Origin of the sequence: Polyangium spumosum (assembly GCF_009649845.1) — a bacterium.
Lineage (GTDB): Bacteria > Myxococcota_A > Polyangia > Polyangiales > Polyangiaceae > Polyangium > Polyangium spumosum.
On record NZ_WJIE01000005.1, the window covers coordinates 804,233 to 827,562 of the forward strand.

17 protein-coding genes are annotated in these 23,330 nt (G+C 69.9%); 10 read left to right on the plus strand and 7 right to left on the minus strand.

The features are described 5' to 3' along the window. Window positions 1–8 precede the first annotated feature (8 nt). From GF068_RS20740 to GF068_RS20750, 3 genes are all read right to left on the minus strand, one after another. Window positions 9–1,136, minus strand: coding sequence for a hypothetical protein (locus tag GF068_RS20740; RefSeq protein WP_153821129.1), 1,128 nt, complete (start codon window positions 1,134–1,136; stop codon window positions 9–11). 75 nt (window positions 1,137–1,211) lie between these two features. Further along, a complete protein-coding gene (locus GF068_RS20745) occupies window positions 1,212–2,231 on the minus strand; it encodes a tetratricopeptide repeat protein (protein ID WP_153821130.1) in 1,020 nt (339 codons plus the stop codon). After that, complete coding sequence (locus GF068_RS20750) at window positions 2,228–3,217, minus strand: tetratricopeptide repeat protein (RefSeq protein ID WP_153821131.1); 990 nt, start codon at window positions 3,215–3,217, stop codon at window positions 2,228–2,230. The genes GF068_RS20745 and GF068_RS20750 overlap by 4 nt, the downstream gene beginning before the upstream one ends. A gap of 169 nt (window positions 3,218–3,386) precedes the next feature. Between GF068_RS20750 and GF068_RS20755 the strand changes: the two genes are divergently transcribed. Beyond that, entirely contained in the window at window positions 3,387–7,076 is a 3,690-nt protein-coding gene (locus GF068_RS20755; RefSeq protein ID WP_240807156.1) for a serine/threonine-protein kinase, read from the plus strand. A gap of 50 nt (window positions 7,077–7,126) precedes the next feature. Continuing rightward, window positions 7,127–8,176 carry an NAD(P)-dependent alcohol dehydrogenase gene (locus tag GF068_RS20760; RefSeq protein WP_153821133.1) on the plus strand — a complete coding sequence of 350 codons (1,050 nt, stop codon included), beginning with the start codon at window positions 7,127–7,129 and terminating at the stop codon, window positions 8,174–8,176. 3 nt (window positions 8,177–8,179) lie between these two features. Here the strand turns inward: GF068_RS20760 and GF068_RS20765 are convergent, their stop codons facing one another. Beyond that, the gene (locus GF068_RS20765; protein ID WP_153821134.1) at window positions 8,180–9,463 is read right to left on the minus strand and encodes an adenylosuccinate synthase; all 1,284 of its coding nucleotides are present in this window, start codon (window positions 9,461–9,463) and stop codon (window positions 8,180–8,182) included. Window positions 9,464–9,535: 72 nt separating this feature from the next. Here GF068_RS20765 and GF068_RS20770 point away from each other — a divergent pair, with 72 nt between their 5' ends. The 4 genes from GF068_RS20770 (at window position 9,536) to GF068_RS20785 (ending at window position 14,675) form a co-directional block, all read left to right on the plus strand. After that, complete coding sequence (locus GF068_RS20770; protein ID WP_153821135.1) at window positions 9,536–10,558, plus strand: hypothetical protein; 1,023 nt, start codon at window positions 9,536–9,538, stop codon at window positions 10,556–10,558. Between the two features lie 147 nt (window positions 10,559–10,705). Then, window positions 10,706–10,909 carry a twin-arginine translocase TatA/TatE family subunit gene (gene tatA / locus GF068_RS20775; RefSeq protein WP_153821136.1) on the plus strand — a complete coding sequence of 68 codons (204 nt, stop codon included), beginning with the start codon at window positions 10,706–10,708 and terminating at the stop codon, window positions 10,907–10,909. A gap of 87 nt (window positions 10,910–10,996) precedes the next feature. Continuing rightward, window positions 10,997–14,146, plus strand: a complete 3,150-nt coding sequence (locus tag GF068_RS20780; protein ID WP_153821137.1) for an MXAN_5808 family serine peptidase — start codon at window positions 10,997–10,999, stop codon at window positions 14,144–14,146. Window positions 14,147–14,180: 34 nt separating this feature from the next. Further along, complete coding sequence (locus GF068_RS20785) at window positions 14,181–14,675, plus strand: TerB family tellurite resistance protein (protein ID WP_153821138.1); 495 nt, start codon at window positions 14,181–14,183, stop codon at window positions 14,673–14,675. Here GF068_RS20785 and GF068_RS20790 read toward each other — a convergent pair. Beyond that, window positions 14,672–14,935, minus strand: coding sequence for a hypothetical protein (locus GF068_RS20790; protein ID WP_153821139.1), 264 nt, complete (start codon window positions 14,933–14,935; stop codon window positions 14,672–14,674). The two genes, GF068_RS20785 and GF068_RS20790, sit on opposite strands and share 4 nt — an antisense overlap. 138 nt (window positions 14,936–15,073) lie before the next feature. After that, complete coding sequence (locus GF068_RS20795) at window positions 15,074–15,820, minus strand: hypothetical protein (RefSeq protein ID WP_240807067.1); 747 nt, start codon at window positions 15,818–15,820, stop codon at window positions 15,074–15,076. A gap of 269 nt (window positions 15,821–16,089) precedes the next feature. Here GF068_RS20795 and GF068_RS20800 point away from each other — a divergent pair, with 269 nt between their 5' ends. The 4 genes from GF068_RS20800 to GF068_RS20815 are packed head-to-tail and all read left to right on the plus strand — an operon-like array spanning window position 16,090 to window position 20,693. Continuing rightward, on the plus strand, window positions 16,090–17,292 hold the full coding sequence (locus GF068_RS20800) for a hypothetical protein (protein ID WP_153821140.1): 1,203 nt from the start codon (window positions 16,090–16,092) through the stop codon (window positions 17,290–17,292). A 23-nt stretch (window positions 17,293–17,315) separates the two neighbouring features. After that, window positions 17,316–18,524: a DUF1549 domain-containing protein gene (locus tag GF068_RS20805; RefSeq protein WP_170319592.1), complete on the plus strand. Its 1,209-nt coding sequence runs from the start codon at window positions 17,316–17,318 to the stop codon at window positions 18,522–18,524. Between the two features lie 28 nt (window positions 18,525–18,552). Continuing rightward, window positions 18,553–19,299 carry a hypothetical protein gene (locus GF068_RS20810; protein ID WP_153821142.1) on the plus strand — a complete coding sequence of 249 codons (747 nt, stop codon included), beginning with the start codon at window positions 18,553–18,555 and terminating at the stop codon, window positions 19,297–19,299. 11 nt (window positions 19,300–19,310) lie between these two features. Beyond that, on the plus strand, window positions 19,311–20,693 hold the full coding sequence (locus tag GF068_RS20815) for a hypothetical protein (protein ID WP_153821143.1): 1,383 nt from the start codon (window positions 19,311–19,313) through the stop codon (window positions 20,691–20,693). A gap of 58 nt (window positions 20,694–20,751) precedes the next feature. On the opposite strand, the gene GF068_RS47095 is transcribed toward GF068_RS20815, so the two are convergent. Next, window positions 20,752–23,220, minus strand: a complete 2,469-nt coding sequence (locus tag GF068_RS47095) for a tetratricopeptide repeat protein (protein ID WP_338046488.1) — start codon at window positions 23,218–23,220, stop codon at window positions 20,752–20,754. Window positions 23,221–23,330 lie beyond the last annotated feature (110 nt).

Below are 23,330 nucleotides of genomic sequence, written 5' to 3' on the forward strand. Positions count from 1 at the left end.
GCCCACGCTCAGCCCACGGGCGAGAGCGCCGGTTCACTCGGCGCGCGCAGGATGATCCGGCGCACGGCCTCCGGGTCGGTGATGCGCCGGAGCACAGGCTGCAAGCCCTCGGTCTCCCGCTCGCCGAACGCACCACTCGACGCGAAGGCCCGCGCCCGCGGGCCATCGAGCACCAGGAACAGATCGTTGTAGCCGCCCGCCGCAGGGCTATCGATGACGTCGACGATCCGCGTGCGCTCGAGGTGCAGCTCCTCGTCGCCGCGCTGGATGAGGACACGCCGGTTCGTCACCCAGTAACGCGTCCGCGTCTCGAGCCGCGCAGGCCGGACGATCGAGGCATACACGACGAACGCGCCCGCCGAGACGAGCAGGAGGATCGTGAGCGCGAGCGAGGTGACGAGCGCGAAGAAGGAGAGCGACTCGGGCGAGAGGCCACCACGAACGACGGTGCGCGCGGCATGCACGGCGTGGCGCGAGGAGAAGATCGCGGAGGCGAAGAGGCCGAGGCCGAGCAGGAGGCCGAGGGCCGCGCGCCCGCTCGACGGGAGCCACTTGCGAAGGCTGTCGGGCGGATGGCCCGACCAGAGGACTCGCTCGCCGTCGTCGAGGCGCTGCGCGAGCAGGCGCTGGCCGTCGCCCGCCGGGGTGGAGGGCGTGACGCCGCGGACGATGGCCCAGACACGATCCGGCGCGACGAGGCCGGTGAAGACGATGGCGAGGCGACGGCGAAGCGCGCCCGTGGGCACGGCGCGCACGAGCTCGAGGTCGCCGATGCCAGGACGCTTGGGGTCCCAATGAATGCGGGCGAAGCTGATCGCCGAGCGATCCATCATGCGGCGGTGGCGGCCGCGCTGGAGGATGACGTGGCGCTCGGTGACGACGAACTCGAGCTCGCTGCGCCACCACTTGGGCCCGTGCGCGAAGGCGACCGCGAGCACGGCCATCCACGCGGCGAAGGCGAGCAGCGCGCCCGGGCTCGATCCGAGCGCGGTGGCGACGACGACGGCCGAGGCCGTGGTGATGGCCGAGATGACGCCCGCGATCGCAGCCGCGATCTGATAGAGCACCGGGGACGTGACGGCCTTGGGGCGCCCCGCCCAGACGACCGACTCCTCGAAGAGCGAATCCCGCTTCAACCGAACGCCCTCCGCCCTGGTGACAGGGGAGCGTGGTGCTCCCTTGGGTCCGCGTAAAGGGTCACGAGAAGCTCCTCAGCGGCGACGCGCCGCCGAGAGGACACGCTCCCGCTCTTTCTTGCAGGCCTCGAGGCGAACGCGGGCGAGCGGGATCCAGCGGTCGTCGCTCGGCGCGCGTTCGAGGTAGGCCTCCCAGGACTCGACGGCCCGGGTGTAGGCGTCGGCGCGCACGGCGCCGAGGTTGCTGGCGCGCGCGCGGCTCCAGGCGCCGAGCGCCTCGTACCAGGCCTCGTCGTGCGGCGGCGAGAAGAACCAGGAAGACGCGTGGATCTTGCTGTCTCCCGGGTCGTACGCGCGCGCGAGGGCGATCGAGGCGAGCGCGCTGTCGAGGTCGCCGTCGCGATCCGTGGCGACCGCGAGGCCCCAGAGGGCAGTGACGCCGTAGTGGAACATCTCGATCGGCAGGAGCGAGCGGAGCGCGGCGCGATACCCCGCGATCGCATCCTCGAGCCGGCCCATGCCCATGTACGACTCGGCGCGGTTGGCGAGCAGGATGGCGCGGTGGTGGCCGAGCGGCTCGTGCGCGAGGGCCTCGCCATACGCCTGCACTTCCTGATCACGCTTGCCGAGGACGGCGTAGGCGATGGCGAGCTCGTTCCACGCGACGCTGGTGATCGCGGGCGGCGCGCTGCCCTTCGCGACGGTGAGGAGCACGCGGATCGCCTCCTCGAGCCGGATCGGGTTCGGCGGCTTGTTGTCCTGACCGAGCCGGCGAAGCACGTGGCCGAGGCGCACGCGCACCCGAGGATCCGCGCTCTCCGCGCCGCCCGCTTGCTCGAGGCGCTTTACCGCTTCGAGCAGGTAGACGTCCTTCATGCGCAGGAGGTCGACCGCGGCGCTCGGCTCGAACATGGGCTCGCTCTGCGCGAGGTCGTACTTGAGGAGGAGCTGATCGGCCTCGTCGAGCAGGTCGAGGCGCGAGGCGCCCGCAGGATCACGCGCCTTCATCCACACGGAAGGCGCGGCGAGCGCCTCGCGCGGAGAGGGCCACACGAGGGCGGCGAGCGCGACCGCGACGAACGCCGCGCGCTTCACGGCGCCCCCTTCGCGGCGCGAGGCGCCTTCTTCGCGGCTTCGAGCCGCGCCCGCGCCGCAGCCGCCCACGGGGTCTTGCCACCCGGACCCGCGAGGTAACTCTCCCAGAGCTTCACCGCCGCCGCGCCCTCGGCCGCGAGCGCTTCGAGGCAAGCCTTGTCCTCGGCCGCCGCGAGGTAACTCGGGCCGCCCGCGCGCAGACGCACGCCCGAAGCGCGCGCATCGGCGAGCGCCGCGTCGGCCTGCACGCGCTCGCCGTTCCGATCGAGGACGAGCACGAGCGAGAGGAGCACGTCACCCGAGAGCGCGCTCGGCGGGCGCTGGCGCGCCTCGCGCAGGTACGCCGCGGCCTCGTCGAGCGGCGAGCGCTTGGCCTCGGCGGAAGGCGCTTCGGCGGGGGCCGGCGTCGCGCGTGACGCGGCCACGGCCATGGAGACGTGCGCGGCCTCGAGCAGCACGGCGACGCGGCGATCGGCCGAGCCGAGCAGGTCGATGCGCGGCACGAGGGCGCGGTAGACGACGAGCGCGTCGTCGAGCTTGCCCGTCCGGCGCAGGACCTCGGCGAGGTCGTGCATCGTCGGCGGGTCCTCGACGCTGCGCGGATCCTTGCCACGCGCGAGCTCGAACTCCCGCGCGGCGTCGTCGAGCTTGCCGAGCGCGAGGTGCGCGCGGGCGAGGAGCACGCGCGGCGCGGCGAACCCGGGCATCACCTTCTCGGCGCCCTCGGCGGCGCTCTTCGCGGCGGCCGGATCCGAGACGAGCAGCGCCTTGGCGCGCCCGACGAGATCACAGTACCGCCCGAGCTCCGGGGCGCGCGCGAGCTCCCAGACCGTGGGGCGTCGGGACAACCCGCGACGGACGGTCGATGCGCACTCCCGAGGTCGGCCCGAGGCGGCGGCGGCGGCGACGAGGCTCGCGCCTTGTCCGCTCGAGGGAGGCGTCGGAGACGCGAGGACGATCGACGCGAGGAGGACGCTCGGGATCACGCGTCGCAGTATACCGATCGGTCGCGTGAAGCGCATCACGGCCTCCGCGCGAAAAGCGGCCGCGGACGGAGAGAAGCGCACGCATTCGTCGTGTCTTGGCCGTATCTTTCGGTCGTCTCCTCCGGCACCCTGTAGAACCAGAAAGAACGGCCTCGAAGGATTCGTCGTGATGGACGGGGACCGCTGGCTCGAGCGAGGGGCGCGCGTCGGGGACTACACGATCGAGGATCTCCTCGGTGAAGGTGGGTTCGGCGCCGTGTTCCGCGCGCGGAGCGACGCGGGCGTGCCCGCCGCGCTGAAGGTCTTCAAGACGACCGCGGCCGAGCTGACGGCCGAGCGCCTGATCAGCCAGCAAAACGAGATCGAGGCGCTGCTCAAGCTCGATCACCCGTCGCTGATCCAGCTCTACGGCTACGGGTTCGTCGAGGGCGTGGGGTTTTACCTGGCGATGGAGCTCGCGGCGGGCGAGACGCTCGACGCTTACCTCGAACGGCTGGGCGCGCTCGACACGCTGGAGGCGGTGCGGCTGATGCGCAAGGTGGCCGAGGCGCTGGCGCATTGCCACGCGCGCGGCGTCCTGCACCTCGACCTCAAGCCGAGCAACATCGTCATCGTCGATCCCCACGAGCCACGCGTGAAGGTGCTCGATTTCGGGCTCGCGACGCTGACGTCGAGCTGGCAGCCGGACGACACGCGCGTGACCGCGGGGACGGTGGGCTACATGGCGCCCGAGTGCCTGCGCGGCGGGCGCGCGCGGCCCGATCCGCGTATGGATCTCTACGCGCTCGGGACCATCCTCTACGAGCTCGTCGCCGGGAAATTGCCCTTCGAGGGTCGCGGGCAGCGGACGCTCATGATGAACCGGACCGTCGGCGAGATGGTGCCGCTGCGCGAGGTGGTCGCAGGCGCGCCGCCGGCGGTCACGGCGCTCGTCGACGAGCTCCTGGCGCAGGATCCGTCGCTGCGGCCGGGGAGCGCGGCGCAGCTCTGCGCGCGGCTGAAGGAGATCTACTACGAAACGTTGCGCGGCGAGGAGCCCTCGGCCGAGGAGCGCGGGCCGCAGAGCACGAGGGCGCCGCAGAGCGCGCGCTCGTTCTCGATGCCGCCGCGCCACAACCCGGAAGAAGCGCCCTTCGTGGGCCGCGAGAGCGAGCTGTCGCGCCTCGCCTCGCGCGTGCTCGGCACGACCTCGCGCGGCGCTTCACCCGTGGTGATCGTGGGCGACGCGGGGATCGGCAAGAGCCGGCTCGTCTCCGAGCTGCTCAACGTCGTCGAGCAGGACGGCGCGGCGGTGGTGATCTACGCGCGGTGCCGCGAGCTCAGCGCGCTCGTGCCGTATTCGCCCCTGCGCGAGGCGCTGAGCCGGCTCGCCACGGCCACGCGCCGCAAGGGCCCGACGGGCGCGCTCGTGCAGGGGGCGATCGACGCGGCGAACGACGAGGACGCGGAGCTCTTCACGGCGCTCGTGCCGGAGCTCGGCCGGGGCCTCGGCGACGCCGACGTGCGGCGGACGCTGCTCCGGCCCGCGTCGGCGCGGCGGGTGGCCGAGCTCGTGCGCAGGATGGTCACGCGGATCGCCTCGGATCTGCCGGTGCTCGTGGCCATCGAGGACCTGCACTGGGGCGACGAGGCGACGCTCGCGGTGCTGGAGATCCTGTCGGGCAGCCTCGGCGCGGCGAAGGTGTTCCTGCTCGGCACGACGAGGCCGCCGCCCCGCCTGGCCTGGCGCGGCGTGGAGCTCATGGATCTCGGCCCGCTCGATCGCGAGGAGAACGACCGGCTGCTCGCCGAGCTCGCCCGCGGCGGGGACGCGTCGATCCTGCGCGAGCTCGAGCGGCACGTGCCGCTGCTCGGCGCAGGCAACCCGCTCTTCGGCATCCAGGTGATCAAGAACCTCGAGGTCGAGGGGTTCGTCGGTCGAACCGCCTTCGGCACCTTGTGCCTCGGCTCGCGCAACCTCGCCGATTACCGCGCCCCGGCCTCGATCACCGAGGCGCTCCGCCGCAGCGTCGACAACCTCTCGCCCGACGCTCGCGAGGTGCTCGGCGTGGCCGCGCTCCTCGGCCGGACGTTCTTGCGATCGGACCTGCGCGCGCTCGGCATCTTCACGACCGGCCGCATCGACAAGGCCCTCGCGGAGGCCGAGACGCGTTGCCTCCTGCTCGACGAGCCGACGTCGACCTCGTTCGTGCACGACGTGGTGCTCGAGCAGCTCGAGCGACGCGCGGTGCGCGCCGATCTGCGCGAGCACCACCTGCGGATCGCCCGCCAGCTCGAGCGTCGCGGCGCCGATCCCGCCACGCTCGCGCGCCACCTCGAGCGCGCCGGCGAGACGCTCCGCGCCGCGGACGCCTACCTCACGGCGGGCCTGTCGGGCGCTACCAACGATCCGGGCGCAGGCCAGAATCTCCACCGCGCGATCGAGCTCGTCGCGGCCCTGCCCGCCTCGCCGGAGCAACGGCGGATCCAGCTCACGGCGACGGCCGAGCTCGTCAGCCTCCGCTGGCTGCTCGGCGGCACGGAGGAGCTGCACGAGCTCGTCGAGCGCTGCGCCGCGGACACGCCCGCGGCCTCCGCCATGCTCGGCGCCGCGCTCGCCCGCGTGCACGAGGCGCGCGGCGAGCTCGCCGAGGCGCGCGCGCATGCCGAGCGATCCATCGCGGCGGCCGGGAAAGATCCCTCGCTCGAACGGCACAGGTCCGCCGCGACGAACGTCCTCGGCCGCGTCGCCCTCGCCCGCGGCCTCGTCGAAGAAGCCACGCGCGCCCTCGCCGCGGGCTCCTCCCTCGCCGAACGCGCGGGCGACCTCGTCGAGCTCTGCCACGCGCGGAGCCTGCACGGCGTGGCCCTCGGCCAGGCCGGCGACCTCGACGGCGCCGAGCGCGAGATCCAGGCCGCCGCCGATCTCGCCGAGCGGCTCGCCGATCCTGCGCGGCTGCTCGGCGCGTGGCACGCTTGCGCGCTCTTCGCGGAGGCGCGTTACGACTGGGACCTCGGCGTGAGCTCGACGGCGCAGCTCCTCGCCTACGCGGAGGAGCACAAGCTCGGCGGCCACTACCTCTTCGTGGGCACGCTCTACGCGGGCCGTCACCAGTTCCACGTCGGGCACCTGCACCGCGCCCGCATGCTCGTCACGAACGCGCTGAACCTCGCGCGTATCGTGGGCACCACGCTCGGCCGCGCCCTCGGGCAGGCGTTCCTCGGCGACGTGCACCTCGTCGAGGGCCAGCTCGCCGACGCGCTGCTCTCGTACGAGCGGGCGATCGCGCAGGCCTCGGGCCCGAACGGCGACGAGCAGGCCGCGTGCCTCGGGCTGCTCGGGCGGATGCACGTGACGGCGCTTCGACGTGGGGATCCGGCGGAGGTTCGTCGCCTCGGGGAGGAGGCCACGTCGCGCATCGTGGCGTCGGGCCAGCGGGCGCTCCTGCTCGGCGCGTACGACCGGTTCGCGGAGTCACTCGCCGAGGTGCGGCTCGGCGAAGACGCGGCGTCCATCCGCGCGAGGCACGACGCGCTCGCGAGCTCGCTCGGCGCGGCGGGCGGCGGCTTCTGGCCGCGGATCCCGGACCTCGACGCGCGCGCGGCGGGCATGCGCGCGCGCGACTACTGGCGGAGCAAGCAGGCCAAGAGCCGGACCTCGGGCGAGTGGCAGTTGCCCGTGCAGGCGGTCTCGCCGTCGCGGCTCTTGACGACGCGCGGCGCGGTGACCTCGACGGCGCAGGTGATGCCGAGCCGAACCGTGCTCGCGCCGCCGACGGCGGGGCTCGAACGGACGGCGCCGCGCACGGGGCTGCTCGAGGCGCTCGCGACCGTGGAGGGGTTTGTCCCCGCGCTGTTCGAGGGAGACGCGGGCACGTAGCCCGAGCCCCTGCCGTTGCCGCGCCTGGCCTTTGCGTGTAGGCAGAGCGGATGATTCGAGCTCACGGCTACGCTGCGCAAAACGCCAAATCTCCCCTCGTGCCGTTCACGTTCGAGCGGCGCGACCCGGGCGACCACGACGTCGTGATCGAGATCCTCTATTGCGGGATCTGCCATTCCGACATTCACCAGGTCCGCAACGAGTGGGGCAACTCGACCTACCCCATGGTCCCGGGCCACGAGATCGTCGGCCGCGTGTCTGCCAGGGGCAAGGGCGTCACGAAGTTCCGCGAGGGCGACCTGGTGGGCGTCGGTTGTTTCGTCGATTCGTGCCGCGAATGTGGGAGCTGCAAGGAAGGCGAGGAGCAGTTCTGCACGGGCGGCGCCACGTTCACGTACAACGGGACGGAGCGGGACGGGAAGACGCCGACGTTCGGCGGCTACTCCAGCGTCCTCGTGACGAACGAGGACTACGTCCTCCGCGTGCCCGAGGGCCTCGACCTCGCGGCCGTGGCGCCGCTGCTCTGCGCGGGGATCACGACCTACTCGCCGCTCCGGCGCTGGAAGGCGAGCCAGGGGCAGAGGGTCGGCGTCGTCGGCCTCGGCGGGCTCGGGCACATGGGCGTGAAGTTCGCCGCGTCGTTCGGCTGCGAGGTCACGGTGATCAGCACCTCGGCGCGGAAAGAGGCCGACGCGCGCAGGCTCGGCGCGAGCCATTTCCTCGTGAGCACCGACCCGAGCGCGATGGCCAAGGCGATGGGCTCGTTCGACTTCATCCTCGACACCGTGTCGGCGAGCCACGACATCAACGCGCTCCTCGGCCTCCTGCGCCGCGACGGCACGCTCGTGCTCGTGGGCGCGCCGGACAAACCCCTCGAGATCGCGGCGATGGGCCTGATCTTCGGGCGCAAGACGATCGCGGGCTCGCTCATCGGCGGCATCCGCGAGACCCAGGAGATGCTCGATTATTGCGGCGAGAAGGGGATCGTCTCCGACGTGGAGGTCATCCCGATGCAGCAGGTCGACGCGGCGTACGATCGGACCGTGAAGGGCGACGTGCGTTATCGCTTCTCGATCGACATGAAGAGCCTGTCGACCTGAAGCTCAGCCAAACGCGTCTTTGAGCACGATCGTCTCGTCCCGCCTCGGCCCCACCGACACCAGGAACACCGGCACGCCGATCTCGGCTTCGAGGTACCGCACGTAGTCCTGCGCGGCCTGGGGCAGCTCGGCCATCGTCCGCGCCTGGGAGAGCGCCTCGCGCCACCCGGGCCGCTTCTCGTACACGGGCCTCGCCTTCCCGACGTGCCGGATCGGCAGCTCCGTCGTGCGCCCCTCCGGCGTGTCGTACGCGACGCACACCTCGATCGTGTCGAGCCCGCTGAGCACGTCGAGCTTCGTCACGGCGAGCCCATCGAGCCCGTTCACCCGCGCCGCGTACCGGAGCGCCGGCAGATCGAGCCACCCCGTCCGCCGCGGCCGGCCCGTCACCGAGCCGAACTCGCCTCCCGCGACCCGCAGCCGATCGCCGAGATCCCCCGCGAGCTCCGTCGGGAACGGCCCCTCGCCCACGCGCGTCGCGTACCCCTTCGTGATCCCGAGGACCCGATTGATCCGCGTCGGCCCCACGCCCGCGCCCACGCACGCGCCGCCGGACACGGCCGACGACGACGTGACGAACGGGTACGTCCCGTGATCCAGGTCGAGCAACGTCCCCTGCGCGCCCTCGAACATCACGCGCTCGCCCTTCTTGATCGCCTCGTCCGCGAGCCTCGCCGTGTCCGCGATGAGCGGCACGATCCGCGGCGCGAGCGCGCGCAGCTCCGTCATCATCGCGCTGACGTCCGGCATCTCGCCGCCGAGCGCGCGCACCACCGGGCTCCACGCGCTCGACGCCCGCGCGAGCTTCTGCTCGAGGTCGGCCATGTCCGCGAGGTCGCCGACGCGGATCCCGCGGCGCGCCGCTTTGTCCTCGTAACACGGCCCGATCCCGCGCTTCGTCGTGCCGATCTTCTGCCCGTCCGTCGCGGCCGCCTCGCGCAGGCCGTCGACGAGCCGGTGGTACGGCAAGATCAGGTGCGCGAGGTCCGAGACGAAGAGCCGCCCGTGCGTCGCGTGCCCCTTCGATTCGAGCACGTCGAGCTCCGACACGAGCACGGCCGGATCGACCACCATGCCTTGCGCCATGATGCAGCGCGCCTTCGGCCGGAGGATCCCGCTCGGCACGAGCCGCACGACGATCTTGTCGTCGCCCACGACGAGCGTGTGCCCAGCGTTCGGCCCGCCGGCGAAGCGGACGACGACGTCCGCGCTCTCCGTGTACAGGTCGACGATCTTGCCTTTTCCCTCGTCCCCCCACTGGGCGCCGACGATCACGACCGCGGACATCCGGCCTCCTTGCGTGCTGATCGGTCCGTCACGAGCCCGAACGTTAGTACACTCGCCGCGGACGTCCCACCCATGAGCCGCTCGATCGTCTCGATCCCGCCGGGGCTCCGCCTCCTCGCGCTCCCGACGCTCCGGGACGCGTCGCTCGTGGCCGCGCTCGTCGCCTCGGTCTCGCTGCTCGCGGGCCTCGTACGTTTGATGCCGCTCTTGCTCGCACCAAGCGTGCCCGCGAGGCTCGGCTTGCCGTTTGCCCGCGCCGCGCTCGCCGTCTCGCTCGAGGTCGCGTTCGTCGTGGCCCCTGCCCTAGGCGCGGCCCTCGCGGCGGCTCGGCTCGTCGATCGGGGCGAGGCCCGCGCCGTCTTCGCCCTGGGCGCTTCTCCGCGTTCCCTCGTCGCGTCTGCCCTCCCCGTCTGGCTCCTCGCCTTCGCCCTCTCCGGGCTCGCCTCGCTCGCGTGGGGCCTCGAGGCCGAAGCGCCTGGCCGCCTCGCCGCTCGCCTCCTCGTGGATGGCCGCGCCGCCTGCGTCGATTTTGCTGCCCGGGACCCTCGCTCTCCGCATGCCGCGACCGTCCCGCTCGCCGACGCCACCTGGATCTGCTTGCCCGGCGAGCCTCCGCGCCTCGTCATGAGCCCCTCGCTCCTCGGCGGATCGGCGCTCGCGGCTCGCTCGATCGAGCTCTCCGCCGACACCACGTCCCTCGTGGCCGACGACCTCGTCCTCGCCTTGCCCTCGAACGAGACGACCGGCCCCATGACCGTCCGTGTCGGCCGTGCCTCCGTGCGGGGCCTCTTGCCCCTCGGCCGCCCGTCGAACCTCCGCGCGCCCGTGCGCGCTTGCCTCCTCGGCTCGACCGCTCTCTCGAGCGCCCTCTTTGCGAGCCTCTCCGTGCTCGCCTTTGGCCTCGGCGGCCGCGCGCTTGCTCTTTTCGTCGGGCTCTCTGGCCCGGCGCTCGCGCTGCTCGTGTTTTCGGCGCTCGAACGTGAAAAGAGCCCGCTCTCCGCCTACCTGATCGTCCCTGCGCTCGGCTCGCTCGGTCCGCTCCTGGCGGCCCGCTTCGCGTGGCATCTGCCTTCACGCCGCTCGCTGCGCGCATGACGAAAGTGGACGGCGGATCCAGCGCCCCTCGCCCGCATCGCTCACGATCCTACGGCTTTGGCCTCCATTGCCGGAGCGGCCCGAGGGTGGTACGGGTGTTGGAGTGGACGCGGGAAGCCCGATGCTTCCCCGGGCAGGAGCACGACCATGGGCCGATTGAGCATCACCGAACTCCTTCTCATCCTGGGCGTCGCTCTGCTCTTGTTCGGCGCCGGCCGCATCGCCGACATCGGCAAGGGCCTCGGCGAGGGCATCAAGAACTTCAAGAAGGGCATCAAGGACGAGGGCGAACCGCCGCCGAAGCAGCTCCCTAAGAAGGAAGACGAGGGCGGCGAGAAGACCACGTCCTAGGCGCGAAGGCCCCGCGATCTTTCTTCGCGGAACGGTCTTTCTGCGTGGTCGACGTGGACGCCGTGACGCCTATACTCGAGGAATCGTATGAAGATCCTCGAGCGACTCGGGAAGATCGGCATCGCGTTTGCTTCGTTCGCCATCGCCGCGTTTTTCGCGGTGCAGTTCGGGGCGGGCGGCCTGTGGCGCGGCTTCGAGCCCGCGCTCGCCGTGACGGGCAGCGGCCCCGCGGCGAAGGCGCCCTACGATCTGACGCGCCTCGAAGCCGTCAACGAGACGCTCAAGCTCATCCGCGACAAGTACGTCGAGCCCGGACGGGTCAAGCCGAAGGAGATGCTCCTGTCGGCGCTGAACTACGTCCAGCGTGACGTCGCCCAGGTGATCGTCGTGAACGACGATCCGAACGAGGTGACCGTCCGCGTCGAGACGGCCGAGAAGAAGTTCCGGATCGACAACGTGCAAGGGCCCTGGGACGTCTCGGCGCGCCTGCGCGAGGTCTTCGCGTTCCTCCAGAAGAACCTGCGCGGCACCGAGGTCGATCTGCGCGAGGTCGAGTACGCGGCGTGCAACGGCATGTTGCACACGCTCGACCCGCACTCGGTGTTCTTGAGCCCCGAGGCCTACAAGGAGATGAACCTCTCCACGTCGGGCCATTTCGGCGGCCTCGGCATCGTGATCTCGATCCGCGATCAGGTCCTCACCGTGATCAACCCGATGCCGGAGACGCCGGCGAGCCGGTCGGGGATCAAGCGCCACGATCGGATCGTCAAGATCAACAACGAATCGACGCTCAACATGCCGCTCGACGACGCCGTGCGGCGGCTGCGCGGCGACCCCGGGACGAAGGTCACCGTGTGGGTCACGCGTGACGGCGAGCAGGGCTGGCAGACGCCGAAGCCCTACGAGCTCGTGCGTGAGGTCATCAAGGTCCGCTCGATCGAGTCGCGACCGCTCGAGGCCTCGGGCGTCGGCTACGTGCGCATCAAGAACTTCCAGGCGACGACGGCGACGGAGCTCGAGCTCGCGCTCGACGACCTGCGCAGCAAGGGCTCGCTGAAGGGCCTCGTGCTCGATCTGCGCGGCAACCCTGGCGGCTTGCTCGATCAGGCCACGCGCGTCGCCGACAAGTTCCTCGCCGACGGCGTCATCGTCTCGACCGTTGGCGCCTCCGAGGGCCGCGACGAGAAGAAGGCCAAGAGCCCGGGCACCGAGCCGACCTATCCCATCGTCGTGCTCGTCAACGGCTCCTCCGCGAGCGCGAGCGAGATCGTCGCGGGCGCGCTGAAGAACCACAATCGCGCCGTCATCGTCGGCTCGACGACGTTCGGCAAGGGCAGCGTGCAGCTCGTCTTCCCCGACGTCACGCCGGAGAAGGCCGCGCTCAAGCTCACGATCGCGCAGTACCTCACGCCCGGCGACGTCTCGATCCAGGGCGTCGGCGTCACGCCCGACATCGAGCTCGATCCGATGACGGTCGACGAGCTCGAGATGGATCTCACGATCCAGAAGGACGGCCTGCGCGAGCGTGACCTCTCGGCGCACCTGACGAACGGCAAGGCCCAGACGGGTTCGAAGCCGCGTGAGGTCGTGCGCTACCAGCTCACGAGCGCCGAGCGCGAGGAGATGCGCGAGCGCGGCGGCGAGACCGACGACGACTTCCGCGTCGACTTCCCCATCCGCTTCGCGCGCGACCTCGCCCAGCGTTTGCCTGCCGGCGCGGCGCGTAACGCGCAGATCGACGCCGCGCGTGACCACATCGAGAAGGTCCGCAAGGACGAGCTCGACAAGGTCGCCGCGGAGCTCTCGAAGCTCGGCTACGACTGGTCCGACGCGCCGTCCGACAGCGCGCAGGGGCCGGCGAAGAACGAGCTCGAGGTGAAGGTCGAGACCGACCGCCCGAACAACGAGGTCACGGCGGGCGAGCCGATGAACATCTCGGTCACGGTGAAGAACAACGGCAAGCAGCCGATCTACCGGCTGCGCGCCGCCACCGAGAGCGACAGCGGCTACCTCGACGGCAAGGAGCTCGTCTTCGGCAAGATCGCCCCCGGCCAGAGCAAGACCGCGAAGGCGCCGCTCGGCTGGTGCGAGGTCGAGGGCCGCAAGATCGGCTCGACGAAGCCGCGCCTCGCCAACCAGAAGCGCGTCTGCAAGATCCCGATGGACGCGCTCAGCCGCGCCGACGGCGTGAAGGTGAAGTTCGAGGCCGCGGGCGGCTTCGAGCCCGCGACGGCCGAGATCCGCCCGACGATCCGCGCCCTCGAGCGCCCGCTCTTCCAGTACGCCTACCAGATCGTCGACGACCGCAGCGGCAACGGCGACGGCCGCGTCCAGCGCGGCGAGGGCGTCTCGATGTACCTGACCGTGAAGAACGTCGGCAAGGGCCGCTCGTTCGAGACGCAGGCGAACATCGCGAACCTCTCGGGCGAGGGCCTGCTCCTGCGCGCGGGGCGGTTCGACATCTCGAACATGAACCCGGGCGACGTGCGCAAGGTGGTCTTCACCTTCGACGTGCAGCCGGAGCTGCAGGACACCGAGGCCACGCTGAGCCTGTCCGTCGGGGACCGCGACCTGCGCGAGGTCGCGACCGAGAAGGTGAAGATCCCGGTCGGCAGCCCGGTCGCGATCACCAAGACCTCGGGCACGGCGAAGGCGGGCCCGCAGGGCGCCACGTTGCGCGCGACGCCCGACCCGAACGGGCTCGTCTTCGGCCGCTTGAAGGCCGGCGAGACCGTGGCGATCACGGGCAAGGCGGGCGAGTTCTACAAGGTCGACCTCGGCTCGAGCCGCTTCGCCTTCGTGCCCGTGGCCGAGGCTGCGCAGGGCGGCAGCCCCTCCGCGGCGCCGGCGTACGAGGACGTCTACTCGAAGGCGCCGCCCACGCTCGAGGTGAACGCCGCGGCGATGGCCACGCGTGACGACAAGGTGAAGATCACGGGCGCCGCCTCCGACGGCGAGCGCTTGCTCGATCTCTACGTCTTCGTCGGCTCGCGCAAGCTCTACTACAAGTCGAACCGCGACGGCGTCGACCCCAAGAAGGCGGCGTTCGAGTTCGACGCGCCGCTCCGGCCGGGCGTGAACATCATCACGGTCGTGGCGCGTGAGAACCCGGACACGACGACGCGCCGCACGCTCGTCGTGCGCAAGGACGCGTCCGACGGCTCGATCCTGAAGACGCCGAAGACGGACGACCCCGTCGCCGAATGGCTCGGCGAGGCGGCGCTGCCCGAGGATTGACCCCCGAGAATCACCCCGAGTACGTTGGTCTGTCGTGGGACTCCTAGCCTGGCTCGGCCTCAAGCGAGGGGACACGTATCCGAACGTGGATGCGCTGCTCGCGGAGTTGCGCCGCGCGCTGCCTGACGACGAGAGCGTCGTGCTTCGTTACATCGCTGCGGTGGTCGTCTTGCTCGGCAAGGTCGCGGGTGCCGACGCGGACGGCCGCCTCACCGAGAACGAAGAGCAGACGCTCCGCAGCTCGCTCGCCCACATCAACGGTTTGTCCTCCGACGCAATCGAGGCCCTCACGCGCGCCCTGAAGGGCAAGCTGCCGGAGCTGCGCGACGAGGAGCTCGCGCTCTGCGTGCGTGAGCTGAAGACGCTCTGCGATGGCCGCGAGCGCGTCGAGATCCTTCGATTGCTGGCCAAGGTCGCGGCGGCGGACGGGAGGCTCTCGCCCGCCGAGCGCGCGGAGCTCCACAACGTCGCCGCGGACCTCGGCGTGCCGGAGAGCGAGCTCGCGGCCGTCGAGGAAGAGATCGCCTAACGCTTCGTGCGTTCCTTCATCGCCGTGAGGGCGACGAACAGGACAAACGTCACGGCCCCGCCGACCGCGACGAACATCCCCGCGTTGAACACGTAGTGCAGGTCGCGCGCTCCGCCGAGGCCCATCACGAAGATGCCGAACAGCGCGAGTCCGGCGCCGATCACGGGATCGGGCCCCTCCGCTTTCCTCGTGTCGAGCGTGGCCCCGGCACTCTCCTCGTCGCCGCCGGCTCCGTGCAGCCCGTCCGCGCTCTCGTCCATGCGCACCTTCCTTGCTCGTCTCGAGTCTAGCGCAGACTCGGCGGCAGACGAAGCGCTGGCGGCGCGAGCGGCCCGGCCGAACGTTGGCTCACGTGTCTGCCGCTTCTGCCTCGTTCGGCGTTCGCTCGTCCTTCTGGATCACTCGTAATCTTCGAAATCGGAGCGGGCGACCTGCGGCTCGCTGCCCGTCTTCGACTCGACCACGTGGCCGACGTTCAGGACCTCGGCGCGATAGATGACCGAGCCGTCCTCGGCGGCGATCTCGCCGGAGAGGTCGCCCCAGGGGAACTTTTCGCTGACGACCGTGGTGAGCGTGGCCTTCTTGTCGCCGATCTTCACCCGGAAGCTCGTGCGCTTCGCGGGCAGCATGTCGTTGCCCATCACGGCGACCACGTGCTCGGAGCCGAGGGACTCCTCGTTCTCGTCGGCGACGACCATCGTCTTCGCCATGAGCGCCTCGTATTCGTCGACGCTGGCCGCGACGAGCTTGCCTTTTTCGATACGCGAGACGGAGAGCACCTCGCCGCGCGTCGCGGGCGCGTCGGAGAGCTTCACGCGCAGCTCGCTCGTCGTCTTGCCTTCCTCGAGGATGAAATCGATCACGAGGGCGCCCTTCTCGCGGGCGACGACGCGCTCGGTGAGCGTGACGGGCGCCTTCTGGAAGCTGCCCGAGAATCGATAGACCACGTAATCGCCGACCTCGCGGCGTCCCGCCTCGACCGGCTCCTCCTTCGCCTCGACCTCGGCCTTCGCGACCGCTTCTTTTTGCGGGGCGACGGCGACGGCCTCGGCCTTTTTCGGGGCGAGCGCTTGGGTCTGGACCGCGGCTTTGCCGCAGCCCATGGCGAGGAGCGAGACGAGGGCGGGGAGCAGGATCCGATTCATGCGCTTCGGGTACATCCGCCCGGCCGATCGGGACCAGTTTTGTGCAATCAAAAACCGCCGCGGGTTGGGCCCCTCGACCTGGTTCATCGTTGATCCACCCTGGGGCATCATTCATCCATCCGCCCGCAGTCCGGACGGCGCCCTGGGCGCGTTCGTACGGCTCGGGTGCAAACGCACAGAGGGAGCGGATGGCGCAGGCCGTGCATGACAAATTGGGGCTTCTCGCCGCTCCGCGACTCGGCCATTCTCTTCTCATGGGCATGCTTGCGATGATGAAACCGAAACAGCAATACTTTCGAGCCATTGCGATCGGCCTCGGCGCGCTCGCCGCCCTGGCCTCGGCGATCGCGGCGGGTTGTGTCGAGGCGCCCTCGGGGCTCGCGCCGGGTCCGACGGGCGGCGGCAACGTATCGGATGCCGGCGTCGAGGCCGGGCCCGTCATCATCAACGGCCGGGACCTGTTCGATTCCATGCAGGCCGATCTCATGAGCGCTTGTGGCCTCTGCCACGACGTCGCGGGCCTCGCCGACACGCCCTTCCTCGCCGGGCCGGACCGTTACCAGTCGTTCGTGAGCTGGCCGGGGATCGTGTCCACGCAGCCCGAGAACAGCCTTTTGCTCACGTATGCAATGTCGGGCAAGGGGCATAGCGGGACGAACCTCGATTCGGCGTCGCTGAAGGACACGCTCCTGCCCAAGGTCAAGGCGTGGCTCGCCCAGGAGGCGCAGAACTTCACCCAGCCGCCTCCGGCCGCGGGCCCGTACATCGATCCCTTCGCGCCCATCATGGGATTCAATGCCATCTATCTCGGCGCGCTCGGCGCCGAATTCGAGGGCATGGCCGTCACGTTCCAGGCCGAGCTGCTCGCCGAGACCACGCTCGAGCTCACGAACATCGAGCTGCACCCGACCTCGAAGACGGGCTTGAAGATCGTGCACCCGCTCTGGGTCGTGCACCCGCTCGGAAAGGATCCGAACCCGGATCCGGTCGACAGCTTCTCGAACGTGGACACGATTTACGCGGCGGGCGAATCCGGCGAGCTCGGGCCGGGCACGCTCGTCCTGGTGAACTGGTCGAGGGACGCGAAGCTCTCGCTCGCGTTCGAGACCATCGAGAAGTACGAGCCGGCGTCGCCGGACGCGGGCGACGGCGGGCCCACGGGCGGCTGCAAGGACGTCGCCTCGTTCGACGCCAACGCGCGGCAGCCCCTCCAGGTCTGCCTGAATTGCCACGGCGGCGGCAATGGACAGGCCGTGGCGGCGGTCGACATGACGGCGCTCTCGAGCGACTCGGCGAAGGCGTGCGGGCAGATCAAGAATCGCGTCAACCCGAACGATCCGCCCGCGAGCCAGCTCTTCATCACCACGAATCCCGACGGGAATGCCGCCCATCCGTTCAAGTTCGGCGGGCAAAGCGGCGCGTTCAACACCTTCCGCAATAGCGTATCGATCTGGATCGCGGCGGAGAAATGAAGAGGACGAAAGGTAGGCGGCCCATGAAGCGGACCAGAATGCTCACCTTGCTCGCCGCGATCGCGGCGGGCGCGTGCTCGAGCTCGGGGCCCAGTAGCCTCGAGCCGCCGTCGGGAGGCGACACGACCGGCGGGGACAACAACAATCCGGGCGGCGGCGGGACGGCCGGGGGCGACCCCGACGCGCCTCCGATCCCGGACAAAACCGTGCTCGACGACCGGGTCACGAGCTACACGGAGGCGCTGCGCACGGCCTCGCTCAAGCTCGTGCGGAACCTGCCGACGCTGCAGCAGATCAAGAACGTCGAGAATGCGACGGATCAGCGCGCGGCCTACGAGGCGGAGATCGACGCGATGCTCGCCGATCAACGCTTCACCTCGCGCATGATCAAATGGTGGCAGGACACGATGCGCCAGGGCGGCGGCGCGCAGGACGGCAAGCCCAGCCGCAACACCGCGCCCGTCTTCGCGACGCGCGTGATGGTCGAGGAGAGGCCCTACACGGATCTCTTCACGGCCACGACGAACACCTGCCCGACGTACGACGGCGCGACGAACACGTTCACCGACGGCGATTGCAACAACGGCGTCGGCGCGCACGCCGGCGTGCTCACGAACCCCGGCGTCATGATGCAGTTCTACGGCAACATGGCGTTCCGGCGCGTGCGCTGGGTGCAGGAGATCTTCGTCTGCACGAAGTTCCCCGCCGAATACGCGGCCGAGCCGACGACCGTCAAGGGCGCCGATTACACGGGTCCCTGGCCGTTCGAATCGGTGGCGACGAGCCCGATCGATTTCCAGGACACGTCGTCGGTCGTCTGCGCGAACTGCCACGTGACGCTGAACCGCGTCGCGCCGCTCTTCGCGAATTTCGACATGAACGGGCAATGGGCGAACAACAGCCAGGTCGAGACGCCGACCGTGCCCGATCCGCAGCAGACCGTGCTCTCGCACTGGCTCCGGGACGGCGAGAGCACGGCCTGGCGCTTCGGCGAGCCCGTCGCCGACCTGCCCGCGCTCGGCCAGGCCATGGCCAAGGACCCGGACGTCCACGATTGCGCCGTGGCGCGCATGTACAACTTCGCGATGTCGAAGGAAGACATCGTCTCGGACCTCGCGACCGTCCCGCCGGAGGTGCTGAAGCCCTACGTCGACGACTTCCTCGCGAATGGAATGAACCTGAAGAAGACGCTGCGCACGATCCTGCTCAGCGAGGACTTCACCAAGTTCTAGGCGCATGCGGAAAGAAAGGAGAGAGACCATGAATCGTTTCATCTCGATTTTCACCCGCGGCGCGCCCCTGGCCCTCGCCGCGGGCCTCTTCGCGACGGCCTGCGTGGAGCAGCCCCCGTCGGACAACCTCTCGCGCCCCGCGCCCGTGATCGACGACCCGACCACGGATTTCGAGAATCAGCCCGGCGTCTTCGCGGGCGACGAGGACAACACGCACAGCCACATGGGTGACCTCGGCAATGGCGTGTACAAGGACCCGTTCGAGGTGCTCGCGCAGCGCCAGGAGGAGGGCCCGCCGGAGGTCCGCACGCGCCTGCATTCGTGTCAAAAATTGCAGAATGCGGCGCTGCAGAACGTGCTCGTCTCGCTCGGCGTGAACATCGACGCGACGTCCGACGTCCCCACCGCGGGCCAGCTCTACAAGGGCGGCACCGGCGCGCTCGGCGCGGCGAGCTACGACGCGCGCGTCGGCGAGGCGATCGTGTGGAGCGCAGCCGGCGCGGCGAAGCTCTTCGACATCTTCGTGCAAGCGGCGCCCGAGATCATCACGAACCTGCCGAACGTCGAGCAATGCAAGGTCGACGGCGTCGGCGTCGAGATGTTCGACGCGAACGACCAGTGCAACAAGGACGCCATCAGCTGCATCATGGGTCGCCCGGCGACCGACTCGCACGTCGCGATCTGCAACAAGGTCGTGACGAGCGCCTCCACTGTGGAAATGGGCAAGCGGATCGCGGTCGGCACGATGATGGCCGCGGCGCATTCGTGCGAGTGACGGAGGAGACCATGGTCGACGATAGGCTCAAGAACCTCCAAGGCAACGCCCGGCGCAACTTCCTGCGCTGGACCACCGCAATGGGCGCCGTCCTCGCGCTCGATCGCGCGAAGGTGCTCGACGTGATCGCCGACTCGGCCGGCACCGCCATGGCCGACGACGCGTGCGCCGCGACGAACCGCAGCGTGCACCTCGTGGCCGGCGACGGCGGATTCGCGTGGTTCCAGCTCCTCTGGCCCCACGTGCAGATCGCCAAGGCGAACAACGACAATTTCGCGTTCCACGCCTTCGGCCAGACCGAGGACGCGACGGACACGGACAAACCATTCGTCTACGCCCCCGAGACCCCCTGGAAAGCGCGCGACAAGCGATTCCGCATCTCGGCCTTCATGGCCGGGACAAACCAGACGCACACGCCGACGCCCGGCTCTGCCGCGACGCTCGGCAATGGCGTCAGCATGCTCGCCGCGGCGGCGGCCATCCAGCGACAAACCCCCTCGCTCTTGCCGGTCATCGCGATCAACCCGCTGAACTTCGGCGCCGCCCCGGGCGCGCCGCAGGTCGCCACGGTCGGCAATGCGGGCGGCATGGTCGATCTCTTCGACAGCGCGGCGTCGCGCGAGACGCTCAAGGTCGAGGAGGACGCGGCGCTCTTCGAGGCTTATTACAAGGCGTTCGTCGGCCTGAACTCCGCCGCCGGCCGCCCGACGTGGGCGCGGCAGCTCCGCGTCGGCAAGACGAGCGCGAACTTCCTCGGCAAGAACCTCTCGGCCCAGCTCCGGCCCACGGCCGACGACCTCGTCCGGTACAACATCGGGCAAGGCACGCCGAACCGCCTCGCGGAGATCGGCCGCGCCTTCATCACGACGGCGCGCGCCTTCAAGCTCGGCCTCACCCAGAGCGTGATGATGCCGGCGATGCGCGACGACCCGCACGGCGCGTTCAATGACATGAACAACCTGCGCAATACGGTCGCCCAGCTCGGCAAGATGTTCGACGAGTTCATGAACGACCTCGCGGCCATCCCCGACCCGGTCTGCACGTCGCGCTCGCTCGCCGACAACATCGTCATGACGGTGCACGGCGACACGCCGAAGAACCCGCGCGCCCGCGGCGGCTGGCCGGACGGGACGCCGAACAACTCGAACTGGCTCTACGTGATGGGCAATGGCTTCACGAAGACGGGCTGGTTCGGCGGCGTGAACGCCGACGGCAGCACGGACGGCTTCGACCCCACGACGGGCGAGAACGTGCCGGGGCAGCAGAGCAACGCGACCAGCGCGGCGGCGGGCGCGGCCGTGGCCTTCGCGATCGCCAAGGGCGACATGCGCCGGGTGCAGGACTTCTACACCGGTCCGAGCATCAAGGGCATCGTGAACGAAAACCCGGTTTGAAGGAAAACGGGTCCAACGAAAAGGGCTCCCGGGAGAACCGGGAGCCCTTTTTTTCTTTTCAAGGCATCTTGCCTTTGCTGGTGCTCAGCAAATCGTCGAACGCGAGATCGAAATCGTCGCCGAGCAGCTCCGCGCCGACCGCCTTCGCCTGCTTGGCGGGGGCCGGGTTCGGCTCCAGGCGGCGGATACGGTCCTGCACGCCGCCGCGCGGATCCTTGTAATTGGCGTCGAGCTGCGAGACGCGCTTGAAGTAATAGAGCGCCTGCTCCGGGTTTTTCCGGGCCTCGTACGCGTCCGCGAGCTCGTAGGCGAGCGCGAGCTCCTGCTCCTTCGTCTTCTGCCGCGCCTCGAGCCCGCGCAGGAACGCGTCGATCGCCGCGTCCACGTTGCCGAGCTGCAGGTGGATCATGCCGATCAGCGAGCGACACACGCATTCGCGCGACGGGTCCCGCGCCGCGACGTCGAATTCGCCGATCGCGTCCGTGTACATGCCCATGTCGCGATACGCGACCCCGAGATCGTAATGCGTGGCCGCGTCGGCGTCCGAGATCTGCGCCTGCACGCCAGCCTTGAATTGCTGGAAGATCGTGTCGACGTTGACCCCGGGGAACTCGGCCGGCGCTCCCGCGGCTTCAGGTGCGATCTCCAGGTCGTTGATCATGTCCTGGATCTCTTTGAAGTCGTCGGGGTACTCGCTCTTCTTCGTGAGGATGCCGCTGCCGCCGCCCGGCAAATCGGGCACGAACGACGGCCGCTCCATCTGCTCGAGCTCGGCGCGCTTGAAGAGCAGGAGCGGGTGGTTCGGCAGGTACGCGAGCTGCTCGTCGAGCAAGGCGCGCGCGTCCTCGAGCATGCCTTCGTTCGCGTAGGAGTCGATCTTCTCGAGGATGTCCTCGTTCAGCGTGTACCCCGTCCGGCTCTGCGACGGCGGAGGCACGTGCTGGTGCGGCGGGTACTGCGGCGGCGGCGGGTACTGCGGCTGTTGCGCGTACTGCGGCTGCTGCGCGTAGACCTGGTGCTGCTGCGCCGGGACGCCCGCGAACGGATCGTCGATGTCGGTAAAGCCCGGCTGCTGCGGCGCGTGCTGCTGCTGCTGCGCGTAAGGATACCCCGGCTGCGGCTGCGGCTGCGGCCGCGGCTCCTCGACCTGGTAGCCGAGCGTGCGCAGCATCTGGATCGCGTCGGGCTGCATCGGGTCGATGAGCCGGATCTCGTCGAGCAGCTCCGCCGCCTTCTTCACGTCGCCGTCGACGGAGAGGCGCTGCGCGAAGATGAGCATCTGCCGGATCGCGCCGTCCTGGTCGCCGGCCTCCATGAGCACGTCGCAGAGCCGCCCGCGCAGATCGTGCGAGCTGGGCGCCATGGCAACGCCGTCGCGGAGGATCGCGATCGCCGAGGCGAAGTCGTACTGGCTGCGGTACGCCTCCGCTTGCTGGAGGATCTGCCGCGCGCGCAGGGCCTCGTCGTCGTGATGCGAGGGCTGCAGCGGGACGGGCGGCACCGAGGAGGCGGGGATGTCCTCCTCGAGGAACTCCTCCTCCTGCACGACGATGACCGAGTCTTCGGTCTCTTCCTGCTGCTTGCGCGCCGGCGCGGGGCGCTGCGCCGCGAGCTGCCGGACCACGTCGTCGTTCGGCGCGCGCTGGAGGAGCACGTCGACGAGCTGGTTGAACTCGTCGTTTTTCTTCGCGTCCTTCGCGAGGCGCGCCGCCTCCTTCAGGACCTCGGTCGCCTTCGGACCCTGGCCGAGTTTGTCGAACGCCCTCGCGAGCAGGCCGAGGGTCTCGAGGTCCTTCGGGTTCTCCTTGAACGAGATCTGCAGCTTCGCGAGCGCGGTCATCGCGTCGGTCTGCTGCGCGCGCTCGAGGTACATCTTGGCCGCGATCTTGGCGTACTTGCCGTCGGCCTTGATCGTGAGCAGCCGGTCGAGGACCTTCAGCGCGTCGTCGCGCCGGCCCATCTTGACGAGGACCTCCGCCGCCTGACCGAGCTGCGCGATCGCCGCGGGCGTGTCCTTCAGCCGGCTGTACGCCTCGGCGAGGCGCAGGCGCGGCACGGGGTTGTGTGGGTCGAGGTCGACGACCTTCTTCAGCGGCTCGATCGCCTCGCGATCCTTGTTCGCCTTGTGGAGCCTGCTCGCGATGTCGTCGTACGTCGCGGCCGCGTCGCTCGTGAGCCCGAGCTGCGTGTAGAGCTCCGCGAGGCGCGGCAAGACCCAGCCGAAGCGCTCGAGGAGCTTCGGCGCGCGCTTGTCGATGATCTCCAGGATCTGCCGGTAGACGCGGATCGCCTTCAGCGGCTCGGGCGGCTTCTGCTCGATGTAGAGCCGCGCCACGACCTCGTACGTCTCGATGGCCTCGGGGTACTGCTCGATCTTGAGGTGGCAGTCACCGATCTTGAGCAGGACCCGAACGTCCTTCGGATCTTCGGCAATGAGCTTCTGGAACTCGGCGATCGCTTTGTCCCAGCGCTTTGCTTCGACGAACTTCTGCGCTGCTCGGAGCACCTTGTCGCGATCGACCGCCACGGCGATGGGATTCTCCTCGAGAGAGCGACCCTGGACGAAGGCACCGCGAGAGGTCGCGCCCTTCGTCCACGATTCATCATCTTACGGAACCACGACCCGCACAAGCACGG